The following is a 25989-nucleotide window of genomic DNA, read 5'->3' as shown; positions in this document are numbered from 1 at the left end:
CCGCTCACGCCGTGGTTCCCGCCCACACCGGCGGGCGGCGGCCCGACCAGGGCAACGCCTGCTCGAGCTGCCCCGCCAGACGCAGCAACGTGGCCTCGCACGCGAAGCCGGCCACGAACTGGATGCCGATCGGCAGCCCGGTGGCGGCGTCATGCTCGAGCGGCACCGACATCGCGGGCACGCCGGCAACATTGAAAGCCGGCGTGAACGGCGAATGCTCGAACACGCGCGCGGTCCATTCCAGCCCGGTCATGGTTTCGGCGCCGCGCGCGTAGGTGCCGATCGCGGGCGGCAGTTGCGGCAGCGTCGGCGTCATCAGCAGGTCGAAGCGTTCAAACCAGCCGCCGACTTCCCGGCTCAGGCGGTTGCGCAAGTCGAGCGCCGCCGCGAAGGACGTCGCGCTGGCTTCGCGGCCATGGCGATAGCAGGCCAGCGTGGCGGGCTCCAGCGTGGTGGCGTCGATCGGCCGGCCGGTAGCCGCCGCGACCGCGTCGATCCAGCCCACCAGGGTGGCGCACCAGATGGTGGCGTTGGCCACCACCAGCGCCTCCCAGGAGACGCCGAGCGGCAAGTGCAATTCCTCGACCCGGTGCCCGAGCGCTTCCAGTTCGCGGGCCGTCGCGCGCGTGGCGGCCGCGATCGCCGGATCGGTGCGCGCGTCGTTCCATGGATCGACCCTCATCGCGATCGTGAGCCGGCCCGGATCGCGGCCCACTTCCGACAGGAAGCTGCGCGCCGGCGCGGCCGTCACATAGGGATCGCCGGGAGCCTGCCCCTGGATCGCGTCGAGCAGGGCCGCGCTGTCGCGCACGGAGCGGCTGACGCCGAGCTGCACGCCGAACCCCGCGAACACTTCGTCGAGCGCCGGGCCGTTCGAGCTGCGGCCGCGCGTCGGCTTGAGCCCGAACAGGCCGTTGCAGGCGGCCGGCACGCGGATCGAGCCGGCCGCGTCGGTGGCATGGGCCAGCGGCACGATGCCGGCCGCCACGGCCGCCGCCGCGCCGCCGCTGGAGCCGCCCGCGCTCAGGTCGAGCGCCCAGGGATTGCGCGTCGGCCCTTGCGCGGCCGATTCGGTGGTGGTGCTGAAGGCCATCTCGGGCGTGGTGGAACGGCCGATCGTCACCAGCCCTGCCGCGCGAAAGCGGCGCATCAGCCAGGAATCCTCGGCCGCCACGCAGCCTTGCGCGAGCCGGCTGCCGAGTTCCAGCCGCTTGCCGGCCATCGAGACCGCCAGGTCCTTGATCAGGAAGGGCACGCCTGCCAGCGGGCCGGCGGGCTCGTCGCTGCCGGCACCGCTCGCCTCGATCGGCCAGTGCTCGACCACGGCGTTGATGCGCGGATTGACCGCCTCGGCGGCCCTGCGCGCCAACTCGCCCAGCTCGGCCGCCGTGACTTCGCCGTCCCGCACCTGTTGCGCCAGGCCCAGGGCATCGTGGCTCGTGTATTCGTCCAGTGTCATCTCGTTCTCCGGTAGGAACCGACAAGATAGAACGGCCGCGTATCGCCGATTAGCCCATTTTCCCGGCATACTTCGGGCCACCGATGGCACAATCGCGAATCGACGGAGTGGACGAGCCATGACACGCGACTTGAACGACACGCTGATCTTTCTTCGCGTGGTGCAGGAAGGCAGCTTCACCGGCGCGGCGTCGGCCCTGCAGATTCCGAAGACGACCGTCAGTCGGCGCGTGCGCGAACTCGAGAGCCATCTGGGCGCGCAATTGCTGCACCGGACCACGCGCCGGCTGCGGCTGACCGAGGCGGGCATGGTCTATTTCGAGCATTGCCGCGCGATCGCCGTGCAGCTCGATGCCGCCGAGAACGCGGTGCAGGCGGTGCACGACGGCCCGCGCGGCTGGCTGCGCGTGACCCTGCCCTATTCGTTCGGGGTGGCCTGGATTTCGCCGCTGATATCGGGATTCCGCGCGCGTCACCCCGATATCCGTCTCGAGATCCTCGCCTCGCATATAACGCTCGACCTGCTGACCGAGGAAGTCGATCTCGCGCTGCGGCTCGGCGCCCTGCCCGATTCGGGCCTGGTGGCGCGGCGCCTGGGCAGCTTCGCCACCTCGATCTACGCGAGCCCGGCCTACCTGGCCGAGCACGGCGCGCCGGCCGGCCCCGAGGAGTTGATCCGGCATCCCGCCCTGACCCTGCACCAGGCGCGCCGCGACAACGGTTATGCCTGGCCCTTGCGCAAGGCCGGCCGCAAGCCGGCGTACTACGCGCTCGATCCGGTGGTGGTGGCCAGCGACCCGGCCCTGATCCTCGATGCCGTGCGCGAGGGCAAGGGGCTCACGCTGGCGATGGACATGAGCATGGCGCCCGAAGTCGAGGCCGGGCGCCTGTGCCGTGTGTTGCCGGGATGGATCGGGCCGCCTCAGGAATTGAATGCGCTGTACCCGAAGGAGCGCGTGCCCGCGCCGAAGGTGCAGGCGTTCGTGAGGTATTTGCGGGAGCAGTTGCGGTTTGGAGAGGAGAAGCGCTAGGCGCTACGGCGGGAAGTCAGGCTTTCTTCCTGAACACGAAGAACACGATAAACGACGATGCCAGCAACGAGATGGCGAACCAGATCACCATCCACATGTTCTCGGCTTCCTCGACGCCGTGGACGTCGAAGCGACTGGCCAGCCATACGTGCAGATTCTGTCCGCTTGAGCTACCCATCAAGGCTTGCGACCACGGGAACAGATAAATAACCCTTGTCAGCACGACCGCCAGCGCGATCGTCATGAGGATTCTCGACGCCAGCTTCATTCGACCTCCGCGATGCCGGCAATCATAGCGTGACGGCAAGCTCGCGTCGCAACCACAAGCAACAGTGGGGCGACACGTCACGCGACCGCTGCGACATCGACGGGTCGGCAGCGGTCGGCCTATGTCCCTCCCTCAGAACGAATGCGTGATCCCCACCCGCGCGACGACCTGGTGCGAGTTCGACGACTGCCCCGCCGAGCCGAGCACGAACGCATCTTCCAGCGGCGTGCCGGTATTCCCGCCGCTGCTCTTCTGGTACGCCACCTGCGAATAGATGCCGGTGCGCTTGGACAGCGAGTATTGCGCCATCAGCCCCACCTGGTTCCAGTGCAGCGAGTTCTCGCCGCTGCCCGTGCCGAGCTGCGCGCGCGAATAGGTATACATCGCGCCGACGAACAGGTCGGGCCGCACATAGACCTTGGCATTCGCCTCGATATTGTCGAAGCGCAGCCGCGACACCGGCGAGGCGAACGCGCCCGCGTACAGCGAGGCGGTGGGCTGCTGCACCACCACATGCGTGTAGACCAGCCCCAGCGTGGCCGGCCCGATCCCGTAGTTGGCGCCGATCCCGTAGATCTTCTGGTTGTTCGCGATGAAGTCCATGTCATCGGGCGCGACGCTGCCGCCCGTGGTGGTGCCGGGCGAGCCGAGATCCTCGTAGACGGCGCCCACCGTCAGCGTGTTCCAGGCATAGGTCAGGCCCGCGCCGATCGCGCGATTCTTCGCGAAGTTGCCGGCCTGGTTGCCGAAGCCGTAGAGCGCGGTGGCCGTCAGCCCGTGATAGCTGGCGCTGGTGAACTTGATCGAGTTGTTGGCATGGAACGAGGCATCGGTATTGTCGTTGTCGAACGGATGCGAGAACAGGTAGCCGGCCCAGTTGCCGTTGGCCGTCAGCGGCGCGATGGTGTCGGCCACCGTATCGAACTGGCGCCCGAAGGTGATCGTGCCGAAACGCTCCGATTGCAGGCCGACGTAGGACTGGTAGCCGAACACGCGATCGCCGTAGTAGATGCGGCCGCTGTCCACCTGGAAGCCGCTCTCGAGATCGAAGATCGCGTGCAATCCGCCGCCCAGGTCCTCGTTGCCCTTGATGCCCCAGCGGCTGGTGACCAGGTCGACGCTGGTCTGCTGCCAGGCCGAATGACCGCCCGCGTTGCTGGTGTAGTTGATGCCTTCGTCGAGCACGCCGAACAAGGTGACGCTGCTTTGCGCATGCGCGCCACAGGACGCGACCAGGCAGGCGAATGCCGCCAGAGCCCTCTTCTGCATTTCGTGTTTCTCCCTGTTTCGATGAATCGTGGGTCATCGTTTTCGTCGCGGGCAACACACTGCCCCGCCATCGACCGACCCGTTGCGGCGCGCAGGGTTGCGCCGCGATGCCTGGAAAGGCTCGCATGCGAAACGCTGCGTTCGACGAGATGGATGTGCGGCGCAAGCCGCCGTGCCTCGGGCACGACGGCGCGGCCGGGAACGATCCGCCCGGGATGGCGCGAATCGATTGTCATGACCGGCGCATGGCCGGTCAACGGCGATGGCGGATTTCCTCCGATCGGCGACGCATACGCGAAACCGCGCGGCAGGCCCGCCGTCGAGGCTTCAGTGCAGGCCCAGCGCGGCGTCGCTGTCGCGGATCGCCTCGGCCTCGGCGCGCGTGTCGATGCGGCGCCACGGCAGCAGGTAGGCCAGCGTCGCCACCGCCAGCCCGATCGCCCAGGCGATGTCGACGCCGCCCAGGCGCGCCGCGAGCGGGCCGGTATAGACGCCCGGCAGCACGAAGAACGGCACCGAGGCGAGCAAGCCGATCGCGTAGGACAGCAGCCCGCGCAGGCCCCAGGCGCCATAGATGCCCTCGGCCGTGAACAGGTGCGTGATGGCGTAGTGGCCGCGCCGCACGAAGAAGTAGTCGACCAGGTTGACCGCCGTCCACGGCGCGAGCAGGTAGAGCATCATGGTCAGCGCGGCGAACAGGATGTCGATCGAGTTGCCGCTCAGCATCATCGAGATCGCCACCCACACCGCGGACAGCAGCAGCAGGGTGACGATGCGGATGCTGCGCGTGGGCTTCACGGCGCGGAACGAATCGGCGCCGGTGATCAGCGTGAGCATCGCGCTGTAGTTGTTGAGGCCCATGGTGGCGACCATCGCCCCGATCGACATGATCGAGATCAGCGCGCCGAAGCCGTGGAAGATCGCGTTGCCGGCCTCGTTCAGCGCGATCAGGCCATCGGAAGCGCCGAGCCGCGACGCCAGCCAGGCACCCAGCGCGATCAGCCAGATCGCCGACGATGCGGCGCCCGCGAACACCGCCGCGATGATCGCGCGGGGCCGCGTATGGCGCGGCAGGTAGCGCGAGTAGTCGGACACGTAGGGCGCGTAGGTGATGTTGTAGCTGGCGCTGGCCGCGAACTGCGAGGCGAAGGCCACCAGGCTGAAGCCGCCCGCGTGCGCGGCGGCCTTGGGCGGCACGCCGCCGAGCAGGATCGCGGCGCTCAGCACCAGGTACAGCGGCAGGCTCGCGTAGAGCATCCACTTGAAGGCGCGGTGCAGCCAGTCGTGGCCGTAGACGGCCAGGAACAGCGCGAACAGCGCGGTAACCAGCGTGATCGCGGTGGGCGACCAGCCGAAGATCGCATGCAGGCCGCTGGCCATCAGCACCACGTCCACCACGTTGAAGGCGATGAAGGTGAAGGCGGTGGCCAGCAGCACCACCACCACGCCGCGATAGCCGAATTGCGCGCGCGACTGGATCATCTGCGGCAGGCCCAGGTGCGCGCCCTGCGAGGCATGGAAGGCCATGAACAGCGTGCCGAACAGGATGCCTAGCGTGCCCGACAGGATCGTGTAGCCCAGCGACAGGCCCATGCCCGGGCCGACGAAACCGATCGCGATGGTGAAGAACTGGAAATTCCCGAGGAACCAGAACGGCCCCTGGTCGATCACCTTGCCGTGCCGCTCGCTGTCGGGCACATAGTCGATCGAGCGCGTCTCGATCGCGGAGAAGCGCGGCTGGGCCTGCGCTGCCGCGCCGCCGAGGTCCGCTGCCGTCGTGCCTGGGTGTTCCATGTGGGGTCCTTGGTCAGTTGTCCTGATGCTGCCCGTCGCCGGCATCGCGCTGGCCACCCGGTTCGGCGGCGGCGCGCCGATGCGTGGCGCGGTGATGCGTGTCGCTGCCGCCGCGCCGCTCAGGCGGCCGGGGCCGGGGCCGGCGAAAGATGCTCGTGGATCGCCAGCCAGTGCCGGCCGGCGCGCGCGAATACGATGGTCTCGCGCTCGTCGAGCTGGTCCTCGCCGGCACGGGTCCGCAGCCGGGTGCGCACCGCGTGCGTGAAGATCGCCGTGCCCTCGCCCACCAGTTGCACCGCGCGCTCGCGCGACTCGCAGCCCAGCACCGTGAAGCCGTCGTCGCGCTCCCACTCGCGCCAGCGGCGCTCATAGGCCTCGCGCGAGCGCAGCGGCGTGTCGACGTGATGGAACACGAAGCTCGCCTCGGGGGCGAAGGCGGCGAAATAGGCCTCGCGATCGTGGCGCGCGAAGGCGTCGATCAGGGCATCGGCGGCGGCCAGCACCTGCTGCTCGGTCGGATTCATCGGGTCGTCCCCTTGCATGTGTATCGATGGATTGGGGCCGATCGTAGTGAGTCAAAAAAGCGGCACCCATATCAACGTGTCGATGTTTACATCGGGAGCGGTCGATGTATGCCGCCGGGCCGCATCGCCGGCCGTCGCCGGCGCTGTCCATCCGGGAATGCCCGCCCGTGCCGGGCCCGCTCGCGGGCCGGCCGGCCCGGCTCGCATGCGCTCCGATCGATGGAAGTGCGCGCGCCGCCGAAACTTGGCATGATGGCGGCTCCATCCCCACCACGAACCTGCCATGCCGCTCCAGCGCCTGCGTGTCGCCGAGCCCGAAACCACCTGCAAATGCTGCGGCGGCCCGAGCCGCCTGTGCGGCGTGGTCGATTTCTCGGTGGGCGGTGCCGACCGGATCGCCGGGCGCAAGCTCGATCCTTACGCGGGTGTGCCGATCTACTACCACGGCTGCGAGCGCTGCCGCTTCACCTTCACGCGCGCCTTCGACGACTGGAGCCCGGCGGATTTCGCCGAGCACGTCTACAACGACGACTACCCGCGCCAGGATCCCGACTATCGCGGCGACCGGGCCCGCGCCAACGCCGAGCTGATCGCCAGCCGCTTTCCGGAGATGGCCGGCCAGGCGAGCCTCGATTTCGGCTCGGGGCTCGGCCAGCTCGAGCGCGAACTGGCCGCGCGCGGCTTCGGGCAGGTGGCGTCCTACGATCCCTATGCGGGCGGAACGCAGGCCGCGCCGGCGCCGGCCAGCTTCCGGAACGTGCTCGCCTTCGAGGTGTTCGAGCATCATCCCGAGCCGCATGCGCTGATCGAGACGCTGCTGTCCTATCTCGACGGCGACGGCGCGATCCTGCTGAGCACCTTGCTGGTTCCGGAAGAGCCGATCGACGGCGGGATCGGCATGTGGTGGTACTGCATGCCGCGCAACGGGCATATCTCGCTGTATTCGGGCACCGCGCTCGGCACGCTGGCCGCGCTGCACGGGCTGAAGGCGGTGTCGTTCGACGAGGGGCTGCATTTGCTCTATCGCGGGGCGCCGCCGATCTGGGCGGCGCGCTTCTTCGGGGCGGAATGAAAGGCTCGGGCAGCGGCTGAAAGTGCCTTGCAGCGCGCGTTCGGGCCCGCCGGTATTGAATTCCGCCGTCGCGGGTAGCGATGCTCCTTTCAGCCGCCGCGATTCATTCCTCGCCGCGCCGTAGCGCGGCGCCATGATCCTTGCTCACGCCGACCCAGCCGCCACCGTCGAAACCGGCCGCGTCGAGCTTGCCGCCAAGCGCCTGGGGCGTCCCCACCGTGCGCGCGTTCAGGTCGATCGACACCCGGGACGTGCGTTCGGTCCCGTCGCAGGCACGACCGATGGCTTCCAGCGTGCTGCCCGTCATCGACACGGCGTCGATCGTGCAAAGCGCCTTCTTGCCGGAAAACGACAGGCCGGGCTTGCCGTTGCGATCGATCGTGGCCACCGCGAGTTCGCCGGGCGTGAGGCCGACCACCGCCACGCCGCCGTCGGACGACAGCCACGAGCGCGCCGAGCGCGTGTTGTCGGGCAAGGGATAGGCGGACCACTGGTACTTGCCGCTGCCGAGATCGATCCGCGAGGCGGCGATCGCATCGCGGCCCGCGCCGGGGTTCGGCATGAACTGTCCGGAAACGAGCAGATGTTGCGCATCGATGCGTGCGCTGCTGCCGGTCCAGAACGCGCCGCTGTCGAGCCTGGTGAGCTTCGGCGCGCCGAGGTTCGCATCGAAGCGCGCCACGAACGTGCCGAACGGCCCGTTGCGCTGGGCCGTGGCGCTGGTGCCGCCGGCCACGGCCACGCCGGCCGCGCTCACGTCGAGGCCGTAGAACCACTCGTCGAAACCGGCTTCGATGGTCTGCTGCTTCTCGATCCTGCCGGCACTGGAGATGCGGCTGACGACGATGCGCGTCTGCTTCTGCGATTCGGAAGCCTGGGTGTCCTCCTGCGTGACGACATAGTAGGCGTCCCCGCTCGCCGCGCAGGCCACGGCCGCGTTGCCGACGTAGTCTCGTGGATGCGGGATCGAGGTCTTCCACGACACGGTACGATGCCGGGCGTCCACCAGCACGACCATCGCCGTGTTGCTCGGCCCCGCGTCGTCGTACACGCGGCCGCTGATGCAATAGCGGTCCTGGCCCACGTTCTTGATCGATGATGCGGAGAATCCGTCGGGTGTGCCGAGCGGTATGTTCAAGGTCTGTGCGTTCGCGTTGGTCACCTGCAGGCAGGTGACGGCCAATGCGGCTGCCGTCCACTGCGCCATCTTGCGATTGAATGTCATCGGCCTGTTGTCCTGTCTCTTGTCTGGTTTGTGGCGCTGCCTGTGCCGCAATCGGGTGCGAACATGCGCAAATCGCGGACGACTCGGTATTCGAGCCAGTCTGCGAGGATGCCTCGTCATATCAACGACTTCGGTGACGACGCCGTTGGCGCTACGATTTTAAAACACGCGCACCGGAGGCAAAACTTGCCCGTCTGCCGGACTTTCATATCGCAGTTTCATAAGCTGCCTGCACGGCAGCGAACGCCGTGGCGCACGGCCGCCGACTGCATCGACTTTTCTAAGCTGCCTACGCGGCAGCGAACTAGCTGGATGCAAAGCACCGGGCGCGGGGTTTTTTCTAAGCTGCCTACGCGGCAGCGAACGCATCGGCTCGGGCCTGGATCACTGCATTGCATTTCTAAGCTGCCTACGCGGCAGCGAACGCCAACACGCAATCGATGGTCGACACGTGGGATTTCTAAGCTGCCTACGCGGCAGCGAACAACAAGATCTGGACCGCCAACGCCGTCTACCGTTTCTAAGCTGCCTACGCGGCAGCGAACAGAACGTCGCCGGCAGGTGGCGGTCGAGGGATTTTCTAAGCTGCCTACGCGGCAGCGAACGCGTCAATGCGCGCCATGGGCCTTCTCCTTTCTTTCTAAGCTGCCTACGCGGCAGCGAACTTTCGTATCCGGCCGGCTCCCGGCCTGGTTGATTTCTAAGCTGCCTACGCGGCAGCGAACAACCATGCGCTAGGCAACGGCGCGAGGATCACTTTCTAAGCTGCCTACGCGGCAGCGAACCGCGAAGAACGACGAGCGGGCCGGCATTTTGCTTTCTAAGCTGCCTACGCGGCAGCGAACGCCCGCGCATCGCAGGCCGCCGCACCGGCCGATTTCTAAGCTGCCTACGCGGCAGCGAACGGGATTTTTCGGATCGGATCGACGCAATCCCCTTTCTAAGCTGCCTACGCGGCAGCGAACGCCTCGGAGACGAACTGTGACCCCCACCGAATTTTCTAAGCTGCCTACGCGGCAGCGAACCCCGTCCCGAGCGCGGTGACGTAGGTACGCGATTTCTAAGCTGCCTACGCGGCAGCGAACTCCGTGCTTCTTGCCGCACTCGCATTTCGGCTTTTCTAAGCTGCCTACGCGGCAGCGAACGTCAGCGTGGCGACATCCTTCGCGCCGTTGATTTTCTAAGCTGCCTACGCGGCAGCGAACTCAACCTCACCAGCGTGCTGGCCGATTTTCACTTTCTAAGCTGCCTACGCGGCAGCGAACGTTCTTCGTGATGCCGCGATCGACTGCCCACATTTCTAAGCTGCCTACGCGGCAGCGAACCGAAAAACGTCGGCGCCAAGAGCAATACGAATTTTCTAAGCTGCCTACGCGGCAGCGAACGAAGACCGCGATCCCTTCGAAGGTTCCGACCTTTTCTAAGCTGCCTACGCGGCAGCGAACCCACCACCTCATCCGTCACGTCGTCGGTCACGTTTCTAAGCTGCCTACGCGGCAGCGAACGTGTACGAGGGCGGGAATTTCTCGTCTGGCACTTTCTAAGCTGCCTACGCGGCAGCGAACGCGTTCGACCTGTCGCCGCGCTCGCTCGAGCATTTCTAAGCTGCCTACGCGGCAGCGAACGGCAAGCCGCCGTCTGGACCGAAGCCGGTTCCTTTCTAAGCTGCCTACGCGGCAGCGAACTTCTGCTTGCTCTCGCTCATAAATCCCCCGGTTTTCTAAGCTGCCTACGCGGCAGCGAACGCCGGCGCAGGCGAGGCGCGGCGCGGCGCGGCGGTTCCATGCTTTCTAAGCTGCCTACGCGGCAGCGAACCCGTTCGATCACGGAAAACGCTCGCGATGGCTTTTCTAAGCTGCCTACGCGGCAGCGAACGCGGGCACTGCTGCTCGCGGGGAGGTGAGAAGTTTCTAAGCTGCCTACGCGGCAGCGAACAAATCATTCGACCGGCGCCCACGAGTCGGCAATTTCTAAGCTGCCTACGCGGCAGCGAACTCGTCGCTCCCGTTCCAAGCACGGATTCAGGTTTTCTAAGCTGCCTACGCGGCAGCGAACCCACCATCTGTCGGCCGTTCCCAGCTCCTCAATTTCTAAGCTGCCTACGCGGCAGCGAACGAAGGTCAGGCCATGCCGAGCGCCTTCTTGCAGTTTCTAAGCTGCCTACGCGGCAGCGAACGCGTCCTCGACGTACTCCACCGTTTGCTTATATTTCTAAGCTGCCTACGCGGCAGCGAACGATCGCGACTCATCCACTGTTGTAGAGGTCGATTTCTAAGCTGCCTACGCGGCAGCGAACCGTTACGCCCGTCGCCGCGCCGAATCGCACAATTTCTAAGCTGCCTACGCGGCAGCGAACATGCCGATAGTAGAGTTCGCAATTGGCGGGCATTTCTAAGCTGCCTACGCGGCAGCGAACAATCCGTCATCCGTGATCCAGCGACCGGGGACTTTCTAAGCTGCCTACGCGGCAGCGAACGGCTTGTCTTTGCCGACCATGGCTTGCGTGAATTTCTAAGCTGCCTACGCGGCAGCGAACTAACCCCTTCCCCCTCCAACCCCTTGTTTCCAAACAACAAACACGCGCGAAAGGGCAAACCACCCAAATTTCCACCCTCTCGCTAACCCATTGATTTCAAAGGCCAACCAAATCAGCCCAAGAAAAGGGTTAAAACCAGGGCACCGTCGCCCCCTGGCTCAGCCCATAGACATTGAACGCCCCAGGCACCTGCTCGCTCACCGCGCCCCCCTGCTCGACAAAGAGGCAAAACACCTGCCCCGTGCTCGCGCTGCGTAGACGCACATACGGAAGATCGGGCCGGCGCTCGACGGAATCGGGAATATGCGCGGCAGCCTGCTCAGCCGTTTCCCCTTTGCGCTGCATCCGTCGCCGCCGCAAACGGTCCGCGTTGGTCTTGAACTGCCGTCGTCGCACGACCAAATGCATCGCGCCGTCCGGCACGGGCGCCAGCGCCGCGATCACCACGTGATCCCGCATCCCCTGCAGCCAGGACTGCGCCATCAGCGAATGCAAACCATCCGCGCTGCCGTGCACACGCAGCAGCCGCCCGATCGATCTCGGGCGCACACTGTATTCCGGAAAGCTCACGCCGATCGCGTCGCTGCGCATCTGCACCAGCACCCGATGCAGCTTCGACATCAGCGCACCAAACAGATGCGCCTCGTTGAACTCGGGATCGGGCAGCAGCTTGATATCGATGAAATGTGTCGTCATCGCAGTCAGCTCGCATCGCCGAACACGCCACCACGGATCAGCACCGCCATCACGAAGTGCTGCTGTTCGACAGGCGGCGTCTTGTCCTTCAGCAACCAGCCGTCCAGCAGGCTATAAAAGTCCTGCTTGTCGTTCGGCTGGCGATACGCCTTGCCCTGCGTCGTCACCGAACCATATGGCTCGACGGCGATCGGCCCGAGTTCGTCCGCGCCCGCGTACCAGCTATCAATCGTGCGGATCGCATTACCGATCTTCTGCGAGTGAATCGCCGCCACGCCATCGACGTGATACAGCGTCTTGCTCTTGCCTGCCGCGGCCTTGTCGAGGATCAGCTCCTGCGACGGGAACACCTCCTGCCCCCGCCCAATCCGGACAAAGGCGGTGACCTGCAGCAGCACATGGCTTTTCCCAGCCAGCCCTTCCGCGATCAGCGCACCGAGTTCGGCAAGCGATGCATCGGCTTCGCCGACCGCGCGCAAACTCAGCTGCAGCGCATCGAAACGCCAAGGCTTCGCCGCCTCGCCGTTGCGCATCCGCTCGACGTCGACACGCACCTGCTCCGCGCCGATCCGATTGCGCCAGAGGAATCGCCCGTTCGCAAGATTCGCCGCGTAACGGTTGGCCAGCTCGGCAAAACCGTGCTGGCCGACATAGCCGTCCACCACGCTCGACAGCCGCGCGCGATACGACGCGCTGTTGCAGGCCGAAGGTGCACCCGCGCCGCCCAGCACGCGCAGGGTGAAACGCACGCGCAAGGTGTCGACATCAGGGGACAGCGCCGCGACATCGACGGTCTGCAGATTCGGACTCTCGATCATCGCGTCGAGCTTCGCCGGATCGTTGCCCTTCGTCTTCAGGCGATTCGAAATCGTGCCGCGCACCGACTTCGTGCGAATCGCAACGGGCGCCCACGCCGCCGCGACGTCGATGTCGCTCCAGTTGCCGGCATGGAAAACGGCATCGGACGGGTCGAGCTTGCGTTCGAATGCGAGCACGCTGGCGGGAATGATCTTTTCGGACATGATGCTTACCTCGGAATGGAATGGGGTGATGCGTTACGGTCAATGACGCCACGAACCGGACATGTGCAGCACATCGATCTCAGTCAAAACTCGGCAGAACTTCCTCGGACAATTCGGCTTCGCCTTCGTCGGAACCGGCATAAGCGCTGCGGCAGCGATACAGGCCCTTCTCCGCGTCCGTCTCCGCTGCCCACATCAGTTCGTGGGGATGCGTCAGACGATGCGGGCTGATCCACTGCCCCATGGTGTAGACGGATTCGACCCAGACGAACGGCGTGGCGCCATCGCGCGCGTTCTCGACGGTACCGGCAGGCTGCGGTGGCGTGAGCGCCGCATAACCGACAGGAATCGGCACGATCCAGCCCGAACCGCGCATGCGCAACGGGTCGTCCCAACGAAGACGGCCGCGCGCATCGCGCTCACCAGACAGAGGTTGATGATTGAATCGCGCCGCATGCAGCCAGGCGTCGAGCAGGCTTGCATCGGGCTGCGTCTCGCGCAGCATGCGATGCCGTGCGTCGAGCAGGTCGTCGCGCCCTACCAGCGCATAACCGGGCAGCCATTGCCTGCGCCATCGCGCGAACTGCACTAGCTGCTCGTCGTATTCGTCGGCCAGCGGCGCGATCCATGGCTCGGTGCGCACGCCGGGAATCCGCCGCGTCGGCAGCACGCCGCCGCCGGCCACGCGCATGCGGGCAACGATGTCACCGATCTGCCTCGCATACGCGTTCAATTGATCATCGTGAGCGACAGCCGCATCGGGCTGCGGCTCGATGCCGGTGATATCGAACAGCAAGGTGATGTCGAGATGCATGCGCCCTTCCTCGACAATTGCGGCAGTCGAACCATCTTTGTCGACCGGATTGCGCGTGAGCCGGAACGACTTTACATAACCGTCCACCACTTGTTCGTCGGCGCGATGGCAGATCACACCCACTCGATGCAGGCGGATCGGCATACCCTGCTTCGACACGTTACGCTGCAAGGCCCACATGAAACCCATGAGCGCGGTCATCGACGGGAAGCCGTGCGTAAGCGGGCTGGAAATCGCGTTGGCGTTCTGGATGCGCAGGCGCGGCAACACCAGCAACGCGTGCCGTGCGTTGTCGGCTTGATGGGCGGTCATGCTTCCTCCCGCGTTTCGGGTGCCGATGCGGCTGGCCTGGCCACGCTGCCAAAATACCGGCGCCGCTGTCGCAGATGCTCACTCCATGAGTGGCCGTAAGCGAGCATCTCGTTCTTCCATGCATGTGCCTCGTCGGCGCCGATATCCGGCAAGGTGTCGCGCAACTGGGCGTTCAGCCATTTGGCAAAGCGGTCGGCCACGCGCGCCTGCCATTCGAGCGCGAGCCAGTGCTCGGCAAACTCACTTTCCTCCGGGAGTTCGGCGCGGGAAGGGTCGAGCCAAAGCTTTTCGTCTAACGAAAGATTCGAGAACGGCTCACCGCGTGTCCAGCCTGCTTCGAGCGTATGCAACTCGCCCGCGTAGATCACGAGTTCGTCACCGAGCCGTGCCATGAGGGAGGTGCGTCGCGCACGTGCGTGCCGGTTGGCTGTCGGGTCGCTGCCGAGAAATGCGCGCAAGGTGGCGAGAGTCCCCCTCACATCTGCGCGAGCCCCGAACGCACGATCGAACACGGAGGTGGCGCGCACCGGCAGATAGGCGCTCGGTCGCCGTTCCCACGACGGCGGCAGCGATGACAGGAGATAGTTGACGCCGCGTCGTTCGCTGTTCAGTTGCGAGATGTTCTGAGGCTTGGTACCACCGAGCTTCTGCACGGCGACATCGCGATACTCACGGTAAACACCATCGAATGCCTCTCCGTCGCGGCGAGCCAGGCGGGCGAGCTTATTGGCTTCGCCGAAGCGTGCATCGTTCACGTCGTCGTACACGGCCTGCACCAACGAAGTGGGATATAGCGGCGCCAGCAGGTGGAAGTGCGAATCGTCGGCGGCATCGCTTCCGGTCAGCCAGTAGACCTGCTTAGCGCGTTCATGGGATGCCGCACCGCTTTCGCGCTCGCGAATCAGACCGAGGAAGGCTTGGCGCAGGATTTCGGCTTCGGCGGGGTCGTCATCGAGCGCGCTCAGTGCGTCTGCGTCACCGGCTTCGAGCGCGGCCAGCAACGTGCGCCCCGAGCTTTCGACCTTCAGCAGTTTCACGACGTCGAGCGCGGCCGCGTTGCCGACCACGTCGGTGGCAAATCGCTCGCCCAGGGCATGGCTGCCGAGTGCATCGATTTTCGACATGCCAGCGGGTGACACATACAGATTCGTGCCGCGCGCATCGGGATGGATCGGCTTCAGGGAATGCGTGACGGCCTGAATCTGCTTCACGCGCCGCGCGGCGTCGCGCAGCCAGACGTGGCGGGCATGATCGGCGATCAGTTCGGAGCGTTTAGGGTCGTCGGGTGGGAGTTTTTCGAGTTTTGTTTGAAGACGTTCTTGCAGAAGTGCATCTATGGCCGCGCTAAAACCTGAATGGCCCGGAGTTTCGGAAAAATCGGACATTCTGTTTCCTCTCGATCAAAAAAACACTGCGTGTTCGATCCAGTCGAACGAGTGGCCTCGAGGCTTCAACTCCTAGCCCCATTATTTTGCGGCCGACTTGGAAACAAGTCGGCTCGCGTCACGGATACATTCAATCGCGCACTCTCCCGGAGCTGTTTCTCGCTGGCACGCCAGGAGTCGTCGGTAGCCGACCATCGCTGTACATGCAGTGCTTACATCCAAGTGCGCTACCGAATCTAGACCTTCCCCCTGTTCAATCACCGAGCATCGCTCGATGCCTCGTCGCGTTATTTGACTGCAATATCTGCGTAGAGCACTTGATTCTCTGCAATCAAATAAACCATTGCTTTCTCCAGGCGCACACTCACTGCTTACATATCCCGCTCAAACCCCAACACCGGGTCATACCGCCACCCCACCTGCGCTTCGGATTCAGGCAGGCTGATCGTCGCTAGCCGGCAAGCGCTTGTGGCCAGATCCTCGCCATGCTCGTCGGCCCACTTCCGCAGCAAGTCGAGCAGATCACCATGCGCCCACGCGCCAATCCCATGCCCTCTCGACGCTTCTTCGATAGACGTGACGCGCCACATGTCGTCCCAGTCGATCTGCATCGAGCCACCCCGGGCACGATCCTCGACTATCGCGCGCAGCTGCAGCGCTTCCTCGTCCTCATCCGGCATCAGCACCAGATCGACCCGCTGCACCGGGTCGTCGCGAAACGGCTGCAATTGCGGCATTGCGCCGGTCAGCCAGACGTGCCGCGCGTCGCCATCGCGGCGGCGCCAGTGCTGCGTGGCATCGCGTCGATCCGGCGTGTGCCATTTTTCCGCCGGATCGCGCGGCAGCATCGTGTCCCACATGCGTCGATGCTCGAGTTCGGCCAGTGCCGACTTCAGCGGCGAATCGGCCGCGCCGAGAATGCGTGCTCGCGCATCTACCGCCCACCCGTGTTCGCCTTGCGAAGGGTCGAGCATCTCCCCGAGCCGATGCCGCGCCAGATGCAGCAGCTTCTGCGTATCGTCCTGCTCGATGCCCGACTTGATCCTGCGCATTTCGAAGCCCGGCCGCGTAAATACCGGCTCGTCCTCGCCGCAGTGCTCAAAGTAGCGCAGGTTCGTGTCCAGCACAGCCATGTTGGGCTGCTCCACCGCGCCGGCGCGATGCCGCCGTACCCGGCCCGCAAGCTGGATCAGCGAACGGATCGACGACGGCTCGGCAATTGCCCAGTCCGCATCCCAGTCGCGCCCGACCTCGCACACGGGCGACGCCAGTACTACGAACAGGTGGTCCGGCTCAGGATGACGATCGAGTTGCTCGCGAATTGCGGGGTTCGCCAAAAAGTGGTCCGCGCCGCCGTCTCTCGCGCGCCGGTCGAATGCCGTGTCGAGCACGGCTTCGATCGCCGAGCGCGACAGCAGCGGAAACTGCGAGTGATACACGCAGAGATGCACGCGCACCCCGCTTGCAGGCGCGCCATGGCGATACATCGCCAGCGCGACCTCGTAAAGCGGTTCGATGTTCGCCATGCGGATCAGCCCCAGACTCACGCGCTTTCCGCTCGATGCATCGGCGCAATGGTTCTGCGGCACACGATGCAACTGCCAGGCCTCGTCGAGCACGCGCTGTGCGAACTCGGCACGGCGCTGCGACCTTTCCATGCCGCGCCAACTTTCCGGCAAATCGATCAGTCGTGCGCGCCGTCGCGTCTCGGCTTGCGCCAGACGTCGGCATCGATCGACCACGAAGGCCTGATGCGCCTCCCGAAAAGCCAGCTCATCGTCGCAATCAAGGTTCGACTGTGCAAATTCATCCACCCACATGCAGGCGATCGCGGGCGTCTCCCCAGGCCGCTCGCCACGGTTGCGCTGATAGTGCCTGCGGCCGTCGCGATATGAGAGAAACAAGCCGCGCACTAGCGCTGACGGCAAGGTCGCCGACGACAGCAGCACACGCGCGCCGAGCATCCCGGCCCAGTGCACGAGGCGCGTCAGCGCGGGCAGATCGGCCACGTCGAAATCGTCAGGTTCATCGAGCACGAGGTCGCTCGTCATCAGACGCAACATCGGTGCAATCTGGTGGCCGCCGCGCAGGCTTTCCGTCGCCGGCATCAGGTGATCGATCGTGCAGGCCAGCAGCGGCGCGGCGATCAAGGCACGCACCTGCGCGTCATGTGTCAGGCGCTGCAGCAACGGATGCGTGTCGTCCCCTTCGAAATACACGGAACCGTCGGCGTCCAGATCCATGTCGAGCAGCCGCTGCACGGACCCGGAGCCGCTTGCCTCGGCCAGACGCTCACGATAGTCGAACAGCTCACGCGTAACGCTGCCGCCTACGCGGATCGCGAGTTGATCGTCGCGCAGCCCGAGGTCCTGCTGGAAGCTGCGCCCGGTCTGCAAGGTCAGCGTGCGCAGGCCGATGGCGAACACGCAGCGCAAGCCGCGCTGCGGGTCGGCGAAACCGTTCATGATGCGCGCGTTGCCGAGCGTCTTGCCGCATCCAGTGGACGCCATGTTGACGACGAAGGCACCGTGCCGCGCACTCCGTTCGCGCAGGCTCGCCGCGAGATCCGCAGCCTTGTCCTGCCAGTGGAAACGTGTGTCGCGGCTGCGCCGTTTCAGGCCGCGATGATTCGGCAGCGCCGGCAGGCTCCGCACGAGCGTCGGCAGCGAGTGCGTGACGATCGATGCGTGCGCTTGCACGCCGAGCAGATGTTCGTCGAGCGTCTGGTTGAATATCGGCTTGCTTGTGGTGGAATCGTCCGGGCTGCCGTCAGGCGAACGATAGCGCAGCGTATTGGCGTAGAGCGGATAGTCCGGGTTTCGATAGGCGCTGCGCGAAGCCTCGTCGCTCAAGCTCGAGTAATGATGATCCGCCAGCATCAGGCAAAGGCGCGAAACGTGCATCACGAACGCATCGTCGAGCAAGCCAGCGCTGGCGTCATGCAGCGCGATCAGCTTACTCGCGTAGCGTGCCGCTTGCTTGCGCCATGCTGGCGTCGACACGGGCAAACCATGTGAAAACTTCCAGCAAGACTCCAGCTGTTCACGATCGATCTCGTCGCGCGGTTCGTTCCATTGCGCGTCGATCTCGCGAAATGTGCAGCCCGACAGGTCTTTGGTCTTCGCACCGAACCGACGCCATTGGGTTCGACCGCCAGCCGCATCGAATTCCGAACCATCCGACTCGATCCGCACCTTCAGGCACGGCAATCGGTGATGCGTCAGCACCAGCCACGCCACCGCCTGAGCAAGAGGCGGCATGGCAGCGAACGGGAGTTTACGACCATCGCGTGCCGCATCGTCGAGCCCGTCGCGCAGCAGCCGGCCGCCGGCATGATCGAGCCATTGCGACTCGAAGGCGAGCGCGTCGGTGGCCGGTTCGGCTGCAACGGCGAGCCGCTGCAGCCAGTCGGCATCGGTCGCCGCATCACCGACGAAGGCCTGGAACAGCCGAACGGACACCCATTCATGGCGATAGTGGCTCTCGTGCGAATCGGCCACGCCGCGCAGCTTACGCTGAAACGCACGCGTGGCCTTACCGAGATCATGCAGCAATGCCGCCAGCGACGTCATCGCCGACATCAATGGCAACTGGTGCCACTGGCTTTCATCGTCCGCGCGTAATACATCGCGCGAAGTCGCTCCCGTGGGTGTCGCGCCCTCGGCGTTGAATTGCCGCGCGTCGCCGACGATCCACAACAGTTCGCTGTGGTCTCTCCCTCGAATCCAATGGCACGCCACCGCCGTATTCTTGCGCGCGGTCTGACGCAGCAGCTTGCGCACCGTGTCCAGCCCGGCCTGCGTGATTGGTGTCTGCCAGGTGCGGTCGCCGCGTCGTTCAGCGAACTGGTCGAGGATACGGCGGGTTTCCGTCAGCGCGCGCTTCGTGCACTGGGACACGAACAGCACGTTCATGCTTCGCCTCTCGGCGTGTCGGCCAGGCGCGCCATATCGGTGGCGATCGATTTCAGCGTGTCGATGATGAAGTCCAACGATTCGTCACGCGCCAGTGCCTCGATGCAAGCACGGCGGAACTGCTGTTCGTCGTCGCCTCGCATCGCCGACAGGAACGCTTGCGGCAGGATGACGGCATCCTTTACGAGATCCGCCGCATCGAACACCAGGCCGCCGCGTCGAGTCTTGCCATGCAGCACGGCGAGCCCATGCGGCAGACCGAGCACCCAGGTAGCCGTCGCGCCAAGGCCGTAGGCGAGATAGTTGCCGTGATCGAGAAAGCGGTTGGCAGCATCGGTGCCGGCACCGCGCTTCGCGCGCGTGAAGTCCCCATAACCGGTGGCGCTCACGGCAAGTTTGAACAACGCTTTCGTCAAACGCGCCTCGTCGGTCAGCAAAGCCGTGACATCGAGAGCCGATTCGATATGTTTTCCGAATTGTCGAACCAGTGACTCGAGCTGCGTTGCCTCCACGGAAAAGCCGGATTCGCGCAATGCGCGGGAATGCCATATTTGATTCAGCCTGTCCAGCCGGGCGGTTTGTATGCGCTTTGCCGCTCGCAGCCGCAGGCCGTCATCGAACCAGAAACGCACCCACGACTGCAGATATTCGGTGGGGCGATATTCGCTTTGCGGCGTCATCCATGCAATGTCGACGTCGACTTCGTTCGCGCTGAACAGTGGTGTGCCGCCGCCACCGCAGAAGCCCACCAGCACGCCAGCCTTGGCCAGCTCGCGCATGGCAGCCTGCGTGATGGACGTGCCGGTGCCGAGCAACAGGCTCGTGGTGTTGGCGATGGGGATATTCCAGTACAGGCTTTTCTTTCCAGCATCGGTGACGTATTCGACCCGACCGCCATTCACGAGTACCCGACAATGTTCGAGATAGTAGAGGTTGGCGCGCTTCGAATGCAGGATCGTTTTCAGATCCGATGCCTTGATGGAATCCACCGTTGCCCCGCGTTTTTTGTACGGTTATGTCGGCCGAGAAGTCGTCTGCCCTGGCCCTTGGATGACGCAGCGCTGCTGATACGAACAGCGTCCACTGTACTCGCTATCGCCTTCGACGCAATCAGACTGAACAGCCCCAGCCAGCACGAGCACGCCGGCGACGAATTGGGCGGGCGGAGCGCGGTCAATATTCTACCGTGAGGGGACATGGCCGTCCGCGCCACCAGTCGCTGCCCGCCAGTCTTTCACGAGCGGCTCCATGTACGCCTGCATATCGATATAACCGGCGCCGAAAACCACCGCATGAGCACGCATCGAATTTCCGATCAAATGGTGCTCGTCTACAGCGCTGCGCGCGCGTAGCGGTAAAATTCCATCTCGCCGTCCCGTTGCCTCGTGTTTGCACCATGTCCCCGCGCAGCTCCCTATCGATCAATATCAACCCAGGCAGCAATTCGAAATCCAATTGATTTTTATGGACCTCCAATCCCCCCGCGCATGACCTACTCGCTCGCCACCACCTACTCCTGCGAGCTCGAGATCCGCAAGAGCCGCTTCATCGCGCATGCGATTCCGGTGGCCGACCGCGACGCCGCGATGGCCGAGCTGCAGCGGCTGCGCGCCGAGCACGCCACGGCCACCCACGTCTGCTGGGCGCTGCTGGCGGGCGGCCAGTCCGGCATGTCCGACGACGGCGAGCCGTCCGGCACGGCGGGCCGGCCGATCCTGGAGGTGCTGCGCCACCATGATCTCGACGGCGTGCTGGGCGCCGTGATCCGCTACTACGGCGGCGTGAAGCTCGGCGCGGGCGGCCTGGTGCGCGCCTATACCGATGCGATCGCCGGCGCGCTGCTCGATGCGCAGCGCGTCGAGCGCATCGCCATGACGCGGCTCGCGATCGAGATGAGCTATCCCGACGAGGCCCGCGTGCGGCGCTGGATCGAGCAGGCCGGGCACGAGCTCGTCGACAGCGCCTACGGCATGACCGTGAAGCTCGTGATCAAGCTGCCGGTGACCGAGGTGGACGCGGCGCGCAGCACGCTGATCGACGCCACGCAGGGGCGCGCCGGGTTTCCCGCCTTCGAATGAACGGCGCGGCATCGAGATGCTTGCGCGAGCACCCATCTCGATGCACACGCAACCGATCCCTCAGCCCAGGAACAGTCGATAGGCCGGATTCGAGGTCTCTTCCTGGAACCGGTAGCCGAGCGTGGCCAGGAAGGTATCGAAGGCCTCGTGATCGGCCGCCGGCACCTGCAGGCCCACCAGGATCGAGCTGGTATCGGCGCCCTGGTTGCGGTAGTGGAACAGGCTGATGTTCCAGTTCGGCGCCATCGAGGACAGGAACTTCATCAACGCGCCGGGGCGCTCCGGGAATTCGAAGCGGAACATCCGCTCCTCGCGCGACAGCGGCGAGCGCCCACCCACCATGTAGCGGATATGGTCCTTCGAGAGTTCGTCGTCGGTCAGGTCGGCGGTGCGAAAGCCATGCGCCTCGAAATTCGCGGCGATCTCGGCCGATTCCGCGCGGCGACGGATCTGCACGCCGACGAAGATATGCGCCGAGCGCGCGTCGGCGATCCGGTAGTTGAACTCGGTCACGTTGCGCTCGCCCACCAGCTCGCAGAAGCGCCGGAAGCTACCGCGTTCCTCGGGGATCGTCACCACGAACACCGCCTCGCGCGCCTCGCCCACCTCGGCGCGTTCGGCCACGAAGCGCATCCGATCGAAATTCATGTTGGCGCCCGAGGTGATCGCCACCAGCGTCTCGCCCTCCAGGCCCTCGCGCTCGGCATAACGCTTCACGCCCGCCACCGACAAGGCCCCCGAAGGTTCCAGCACGCTGCGCGTGTCCTGGAACACGTCCTTGATCGCCGCGCACAACGCGTCGGTATCGACCGTGATCACCTCGTCCAGCAGTTCGCGACACAAGCGGAAGGTTTCCTCGCCGACCAGCTTGACGGCGGTGCCATCCGCGAACAGGCCGACCTCGCCGAGCGTGACGCGCTCCCCTGCCTCGATCGACCGAGCCATCGCGCAGGAATCGGCCGCCTGCACGCCGATCACGCGGATCTCGGGGCGCACCGCCTTCACGTAGGCGGCCACGCCGGCCGCCAGCCCGCCGCCGCCGATCGGCACGAAGATCGCGTGGATCGGGCCCTGGTGCTGGCGCAGCACCTCCATCGCCACGGTGCCCTGGCCGGCGATCACGTCGGGGTCGTCGAAGGGGTGGACGAAGGTCAATTCGCGTTCCGCCTGCACCGTCAATGCATGCGCATAGGCGTCGCTATAGGACTCGCCGGCCTGGATCACCTCCACGGTCGGCCCGCCGTGCGCACGCACCGCGTCCACCTTCACCTGCGGGGTGGTGACCGGCACCACGATCACGGCCTTCACGCCGAGCCGCGCCGCCGAGAAGGCCACGCCCTGGGCGTGGTTGCCGGCCGAGGCGGTGATCACGCCGCGCGCCAGCGCGTCGGCCGACAGATGCGCCATGCGGTTGTAGGCGCCGCGCAGCTTGAACGAGAAAACAGGCTGATGATCCTCGCGCTTGAGATAGACGCGATTTCTCACGCGCGCGGAGAGGTTGCGCGCGGGCTCCAAAGCGGTCTGCACCGCCACGTCGTAGACGCGCGAGGTGAGGATCTTCTTCAGGTAGGCATCGACACTCGACGCGATTTCGGCGGACGGGGTGGTGGCGGTTTCCTGACCGCGACGGGACGGCGACAGCATCGAACGCTCCTGGCTGGGGATGGGCTTGCCCGGAGACGGATACGAAAAACCCGCCTCGGGGGCGGGTTTCGTGACGGCTTCCTGCGCGCGCTAACCCACCATTCGATGAATGGTGTGAATAATGTGCGCGATCGGGAAGGCGTGACGTGTCATGGGCGGAAGCATCCGGGATGCCGGCGCGTTTGTCAATCCCCGCGTCGGGCGGGCCTGGATCAGGCACGCCCGGCGCGCGGCGAAACTCAGTAGCAACTCAGTAGCGCTCGGGGACGATCATGTTGTCCGGCACCGGCCTGCGCAGGTAATCCTCGTGGTGGACACGCTCGGGCAGCGTGACGGACTGGCGCTCGACCTCGTGATAGGGCACCAGGCTCAGCAGGTGGTCGATGCAGTTCAGGCGCGCGCGCTTCTTGTCGACGGCCTGCACCACCCACCACGGTGCCTCGGGAATATGCGTGCGCGCCAGCATCTCTTCCTTGGCGACCGTGTAGGCCTCCCAGCGGCGTCGGCTTTCCAGGTCCATCGGGCTCAGCTTCCACTGCTTGAGCGGATCCTGGATGCGCGCCTCGAAGCGCGTTTCCTGCTCCTCGTCGGTGATCGAGAACCAGTACTTGACGATCTGGATGCCGCTGCGCACCAGCATCTTCTCGAACTCGGGCACCGAGCGGAAGAACTCTTCGTACTCCGCATCGGTACAGAAATTCATCACGCGCTCGACGCCGGCGCGGTTGTACCAGCTGCGGTCGAACAGCACCATCTCGCCGCCGGCCGGCAGGTGCGCGACGTAGCGCTGGAAGTACCACTGGGTGCGTTCGCGGTTGCTCGGCGCCGGCAACGCGGCCACGCGGCACACGCGCGGATTCAGGCGCTGCGTGATGCGCTTGATCGCGCCGCCCTTGCCCGCCGCGTCGCGGCCCTCGAAGATCACCACCATGCGATGGCCGGTGCTGACCACCCAGTCCTGCAGCTTGACGAGTTCGCCCTGCAGGCGGAACAGCTCGCGGAAGTACTGCTTGCGCTGCTCGCGGCGTTCGGCGGTGAAGATCGTGTCGGGCTCGTCGAAGCGGCGGTCGTCGAGCTCCATTTCCAGCTCTTCGTCGTACGCGTCGACCAGATCTTCCTCCAGGCGGCGCTGGCGCTCGGCGGCCTCGAGTTCGGCGGCGTCTTGGTCTTCGGGTCGGTTGTCGCTCATCGTGCTGCCTCCGTATCTACGTCAGAGTCGTTCGTGCGCCGATTATCGCAGTGCTGCGTGTCAGATGCATTAATTCGGACTGACGGCCGGGATGGCGTGGAGACGCAGGGGAACCCGCCCGGCAAGGGCCGATGCACCGGCAGCCCGGGCGCCGATCGCGGGATTTTGGCCGCCTGCGGGCCCGCCTCTCGCCGATCGACGCGGGATTCTCTACACTGGAGAATGTATCCGGCCCGATTCCACATCGGGCCACGCCGGCCCCGAGCAGAACAGAAAACCGCCCCGGAACCCGAGAGAGCCGCACCTGCCCATGATGCGCACCGTGCCGAGCAAGTCATCCGCCGAACCCTTCCGCGTGCCGCTCGCCAAGCCGGCGGCGCCGGCCATCCCGCCCTTCCTGCGCGAGATCTGCGAGCGCCTGGTCGCCCAGCAGCGCGAGGACGAACTGCTGCCCTGGGCCGACCGCGCCCTGCTGATCGACCCGCTCGCGCTCGACTTCGTGGAGATGCGCGCGCTGGCGCTCTCGCTGGGCGGCCTGCACCGCGAAGCCGCCGAGATGCTGCGCCGCCACCAGGACGGCCTGCGTTCGCGCCGCCGCGATTTCGAGAGCTGGCTCGGCTACGAACTGAGCATGGCGGGCGATCCCGAGGCCGGCGCGGCGCGGCTCGACGAGGCGCGGCGGCAGGCCCTCGCCGCCGGCGACGCCGCCATCGCCAGCCTGGCCGCCCATCGCCTGGGCGACGCGCAGCTCAGGCAGGGCAAGCCGCAAGGTTTCGCCAACTGGCTCCATCGCAACGATGATCCGAATTCGAGCGGCAGCTACCGCCCCGCGAGCCTGCCGACCTGGAACGGCGGCGATCCCTCGGGCCGGCGCGTGCTGGTCACCCACCAGCTCGGTTTCGGCGATCAGCTGCTGATGCTGGCGGCCGCGCGCGACTGGCTGCATGCCGGCGCGCGCCTGATGATCAGTTGCGACAAGCCGCTGCTGCCGCTGCTGCGCGCCTCGCTGCCCGAGTGCCGCGTGATCGACGCGCCGCGCCCGCTGGCGCAGGCCGAACCCTGGCCCGAGGACGAGGCGCTGCGCCGCGAGTTCGAGGTCTTCGCTCCCGACCTGCATGCCACCCTGCTGCACCTGCCCCTGCTCGACGCGGCCCGAGCGCAGCCGCGCGGCCGCTTCGAGCCCTATCTGCGCGTGCCGCCCGAGCGAGCGCGCGACGCCGCGCTGTGGGCCCGGCGGATGCGCGCCGCCGCGCCGGGCCGCAAGCTGGTCGGCCTCTGCTACGACTGCGCGCATCGCCACCGGCCCGAGTTGGGCAGCACGATACGCTGCTGGGCCGGCCTGCGCAGCCTGCCGCGCGTCGAGATCGAGCGGCTGGTGGCGCATCCCGCGCTGGCCGAGCGCATTCAATTCGTCAGCCTGCACCACCCGAGCGGCGAGGCGCTGGCCGGCGGGCTGCCGCGCGGCATGCGCCACTACGCGCCCGATATCGAGGATTTCGCCGATACCGCCGCCTGCATCCAGGAACTCGACGCGGTGATCGCCGTCGATTCGGCGGTCGCCAACCTGGCCGCGCTGCTGGGCGCGCGCACCTGCGTGCCGCTCAACCAGGCCGGCGACTGGCGCTGGGGCCACCGCGGGCGCGATACGCCCTGGCTGCCGGGCGTGACGGTGCTGCGCCAGCGCGAGACCGGCAACTGGGCGCCGGTGTTCGAGGAGATCGTGAACTGGCTGCGCGACGAGGTGATCTGAAGCGACGG

18 protein-coding genes and 1 CRISPR repeat array are annotated in these 25989 nt (G+C 65.8%); of the genes, 4 read left to right on the top strand and 14 right to left on the bottom strand.

Features of this window, described 5'->3' with window-relative positions; genetic code table 11:
- Positions 1 to 4: 4 nt before the first annotated feature.
- Positions 5 to 1459, bottom strand: a complete 1455-nt coding sequence (locus F3J18_RS12375; protein ID WP_166912956.1) for an amidase family protein — start codon at positions 1457 to 1459, stop codon at positions 5 to 7.
- Positions 1460 to 1577: 118 nt separating this feature from the next.
- Here F3J18_RS12375 and F3J18_RS12370 point away from each other — a divergent pair, with 118 nt between their 5' ends.
- On the top strand, positions 1578 to 2489 hold the full coding sequence (locus tag F3J18_RS12370; RefSeq protein ID WP_166912955.1) for a LysR family transcriptional regulator: 912 nt from the start codon (positions 1578 to 1580) through the stop codon (positions 2487 to 2489).
- A 16-nt stretch (positions 2490 to 2505) separates the two neighbouring features.
- On the opposite strand, the gene F3J18_RS12365 is transcribed toward F3J18_RS12370, so the two are convergent.
- From F3J18_RS12365 to F3J18_RS12350, 4 genes are all read right to left on the bottom strand, one after another.
- On the bottom strand, positions 2506 to 2733 hold the full coding sequence (locus tag F3J18_RS12365; protein WP_166912954.1) for a hypothetical protein: 228 nt from the start codon (positions 2731 to 2733) through the stop codon (positions 2506 to 2508).
- A gap of 156 nt (positions 2734 to 2889) precedes the next feature.
- On the bottom strand, positions 2890 to 4026 hold the full coding sequence (locus tag F3J18_RS12360) for a porin (RefSeq protein ID WP_098182699.1): 1137 nt from the start codon (positions 4024 to 4026) through the stop codon (positions 2890 to 2892).
- A gap of 327 nt (positions 4027 to 4353) precedes the next feature.
- A complete protein-coding gene (locus F3J18_RS12355) occupies positions 4354 to 5820 on the bottom strand; it encodes a cytosine permease (RefSeq protein ID WP_166912953.1) in 1467 nt (488 codons plus the stop codon).
- 119 nt (positions 5821 to 5939) lie between these two features.
- A complete protein-coding gene (locus tag F3J18_RS12350; RefSeq protein WP_240154563.1) occupies positions 5940 to 6362 on the bottom strand; it encodes a nuclear transport factor 2 family protein in 423 nt (140 codons plus the stop codon).
- Between the two features lie 265 nt (positions 6363 to 6627).
- Here F3J18_RS12350 and F3J18_RS12345 point away from each other — a divergent pair, with 265 nt between their 5' ends.
- Positions 6628 to 7416, top strand: a complete 789-nt coding sequence (locus F3J18_RS12345) for a class I SAM-dependent methyltransferase (protein ID WP_166912952.1) — start codon at positions 6628 to 6630, stop codon at positions 7414 to 7416.
- A 103-nt stretch (positions 7417 to 7519) separates the two neighbouring features.
- On the opposite strand, the gene F3J18_RS12340 is transcribed toward F3J18_RS12345, so the two are convergent.
- From F3J18_RS12340 to cas1f, 7 genes are all read right to left on the bottom strand, one after another.
- The gene (locus F3J18_RS12340) at positions 7520 to 8641 is read right to left on the bottom strand and encodes a hypothetical protein (RefSeq protein WP_166912951.1); all 1122 of its coding nucleotides are present in this window, start codon (positions 8639 to 8641) and stop codon (positions 7520 to 7522) included.
- Between the two features lie 217 nt (positions 8642 to 8858).
- Positions 8859 to 11177: a CRISPR direct-repeat array (repeat unit 28 nt; unit sequence TTTCTAAGCTGCCTACGCGGCAGCGAAC).
- 129 nt (positions 11178 to 11306) lie between these two features.
- A complete protein-coding gene (cas6f, locus tag F3J18_RS12335) occupies positions 11307 to 11873 on the bottom strand; it encodes a type I-F CRISPR-associated endoribonuclease Cas6/Csy4 (protein WP_166912950.1) in 567 nt (188 codons plus the stop codon).
- 5 nt (positions 11874 to 11878) lie between these two features.
- Positions 11879 to 12895 carry a type I-F CRISPR-associated protein Csy3 gene (gene csy3 / locus F3J18_RS12330; RefSeq protein ID WP_166912949.1) on the bottom strand — a complete coding sequence of 339 codons (1017 nt, stop codon included), beginning with the start codon at positions 12893 to 12895 and terminating at the stop codon, positions 11879 to 11881.
- Positions 12896 to 12974: 79 nt separating this feature from the next.
- On the bottom strand, positions 12975 to 14021 hold the full coding sequence (gene csy2, locus F3J18_RS12325; RefSeq protein ID WP_166912948.1) for a type I-F CRISPR-associated protein Csy2: 1047 nt from the start codon (positions 14019 to 14021) through the stop codon (positions 12975 to 12977).
- Positions 14018 to 15406 carry a type I-F CRISPR-associated protein Csy1 gene (gene csy1, locus F3J18_RS12320; RefSeq protein ID WP_166912947.1) on the bottom strand — a complete coding sequence of 463 codons (1389 nt, stop codon included), beginning with the start codon at positions 15404 to 15406 and terminating at the stop codon, positions 14018 to 14020. Before csy1 ends, csy2 begins: the two co-directional genes overlap by 4 nt.
- 371 nt (positions 15407 to 15777) lie before the next feature.
- The gene (cas3f, locus tag F3J18_RS12315) at positions 15778 to 19320 is read right to left on the bottom strand and encodes a type I-F CRISPR-associated helicase Cas3f (RefSeq protein WP_166912946.1); all 3543 of its coding nucleotides are present in this window, start codon (positions 19318 to 19320) and stop codon (positions 15778 to 15780) included.
- Complete coding sequence (gene cas1f / locus F3J18_RS12310) at positions 19317 to 20309, bottom strand: type I-F CRISPR-associated endonuclease Cas1f (protein ID WP_166912945.1); 993 nt, start codon at positions 20307 to 20309, stop codon at positions 19317 to 19319. Before cas1f ends, cas3f begins: the two co-directional genes overlap by 4 nt.
- Positions 20310 to 20807: 498 nt before the next feature.
- On the opposite strand from cas1f, the gene F3J18_RS12305 reads away from it, so the two are divergent.
- The gene (locus F3J18_RS12305; protein ID WP_166912944.1) at positions 20808 to 21398 is read left to right on the top strand and encodes a YigZ family protein; all 591 of its coding nucleotides are present in this window, start codon (positions 20808 to 20810) and stop codon (positions 21396 to 21398) included.
- Between the two features lie 60 nt (positions 21399 to 21458).
- On the opposite strand, the gene ilvA is transcribed toward F3J18_RS12305, so the two are convergent.
- A complete protein-coding gene (gene ilvA / locus F3J18_RS12300; protein ID WP_166912943.1) occupies positions 21459 to 23042 on the bottom strand; it encodes a threonine ammonia-lyase, biosynthetic in 1584 nt (527 codons plus the stop codon).
- A 250-nt stretch (positions 23043 to 23292) separates the two neighbouring features.
- Entirely contained in the window at positions 23293 to 24231 is a 939-nt protein-coding gene (gene ppk2 / locus F3J18_RS12295) for a polyphosphate kinase 2 (RefSeq protein ID WP_166912942.1), read from the bottom strand.
- Positions 24232 to 24541: 310 nt separating this feature from the next.
- Between ppk2 and F3J18_RS12290 the strand changes: the two genes are divergently transcribed.
- The gene (locus tag F3J18_RS12290; RefSeq protein WP_166912941.1) at positions 24542 to 25981 is read left to right on the top strand and encodes a glycosyltransferase family 9 protein; all 1440 of its coding nucleotides are present in this window, start codon (positions 24542 to 24544) and stop codon (positions 25979 to 25981) included.
- Positions 25982 to 25989 lie beyond the last annotated feature (8 nt).

It is taken from the genome of Burkholderia sp. Ax-1720 (genome assembly GCF_011753035.1).
Taxonomy (GTDB): Bacteria; Pseudomonadota; Gammaproteobacteria; order Burkholderiales; family Burkholderiaceae; genus Burkholderia; species Burkholderia gladioli.
The sequence above is the reverse complement of the archived record's forward strand: the minus strand, read 5'-3'. Positions and strand labels throughout refer to the sequence as shown.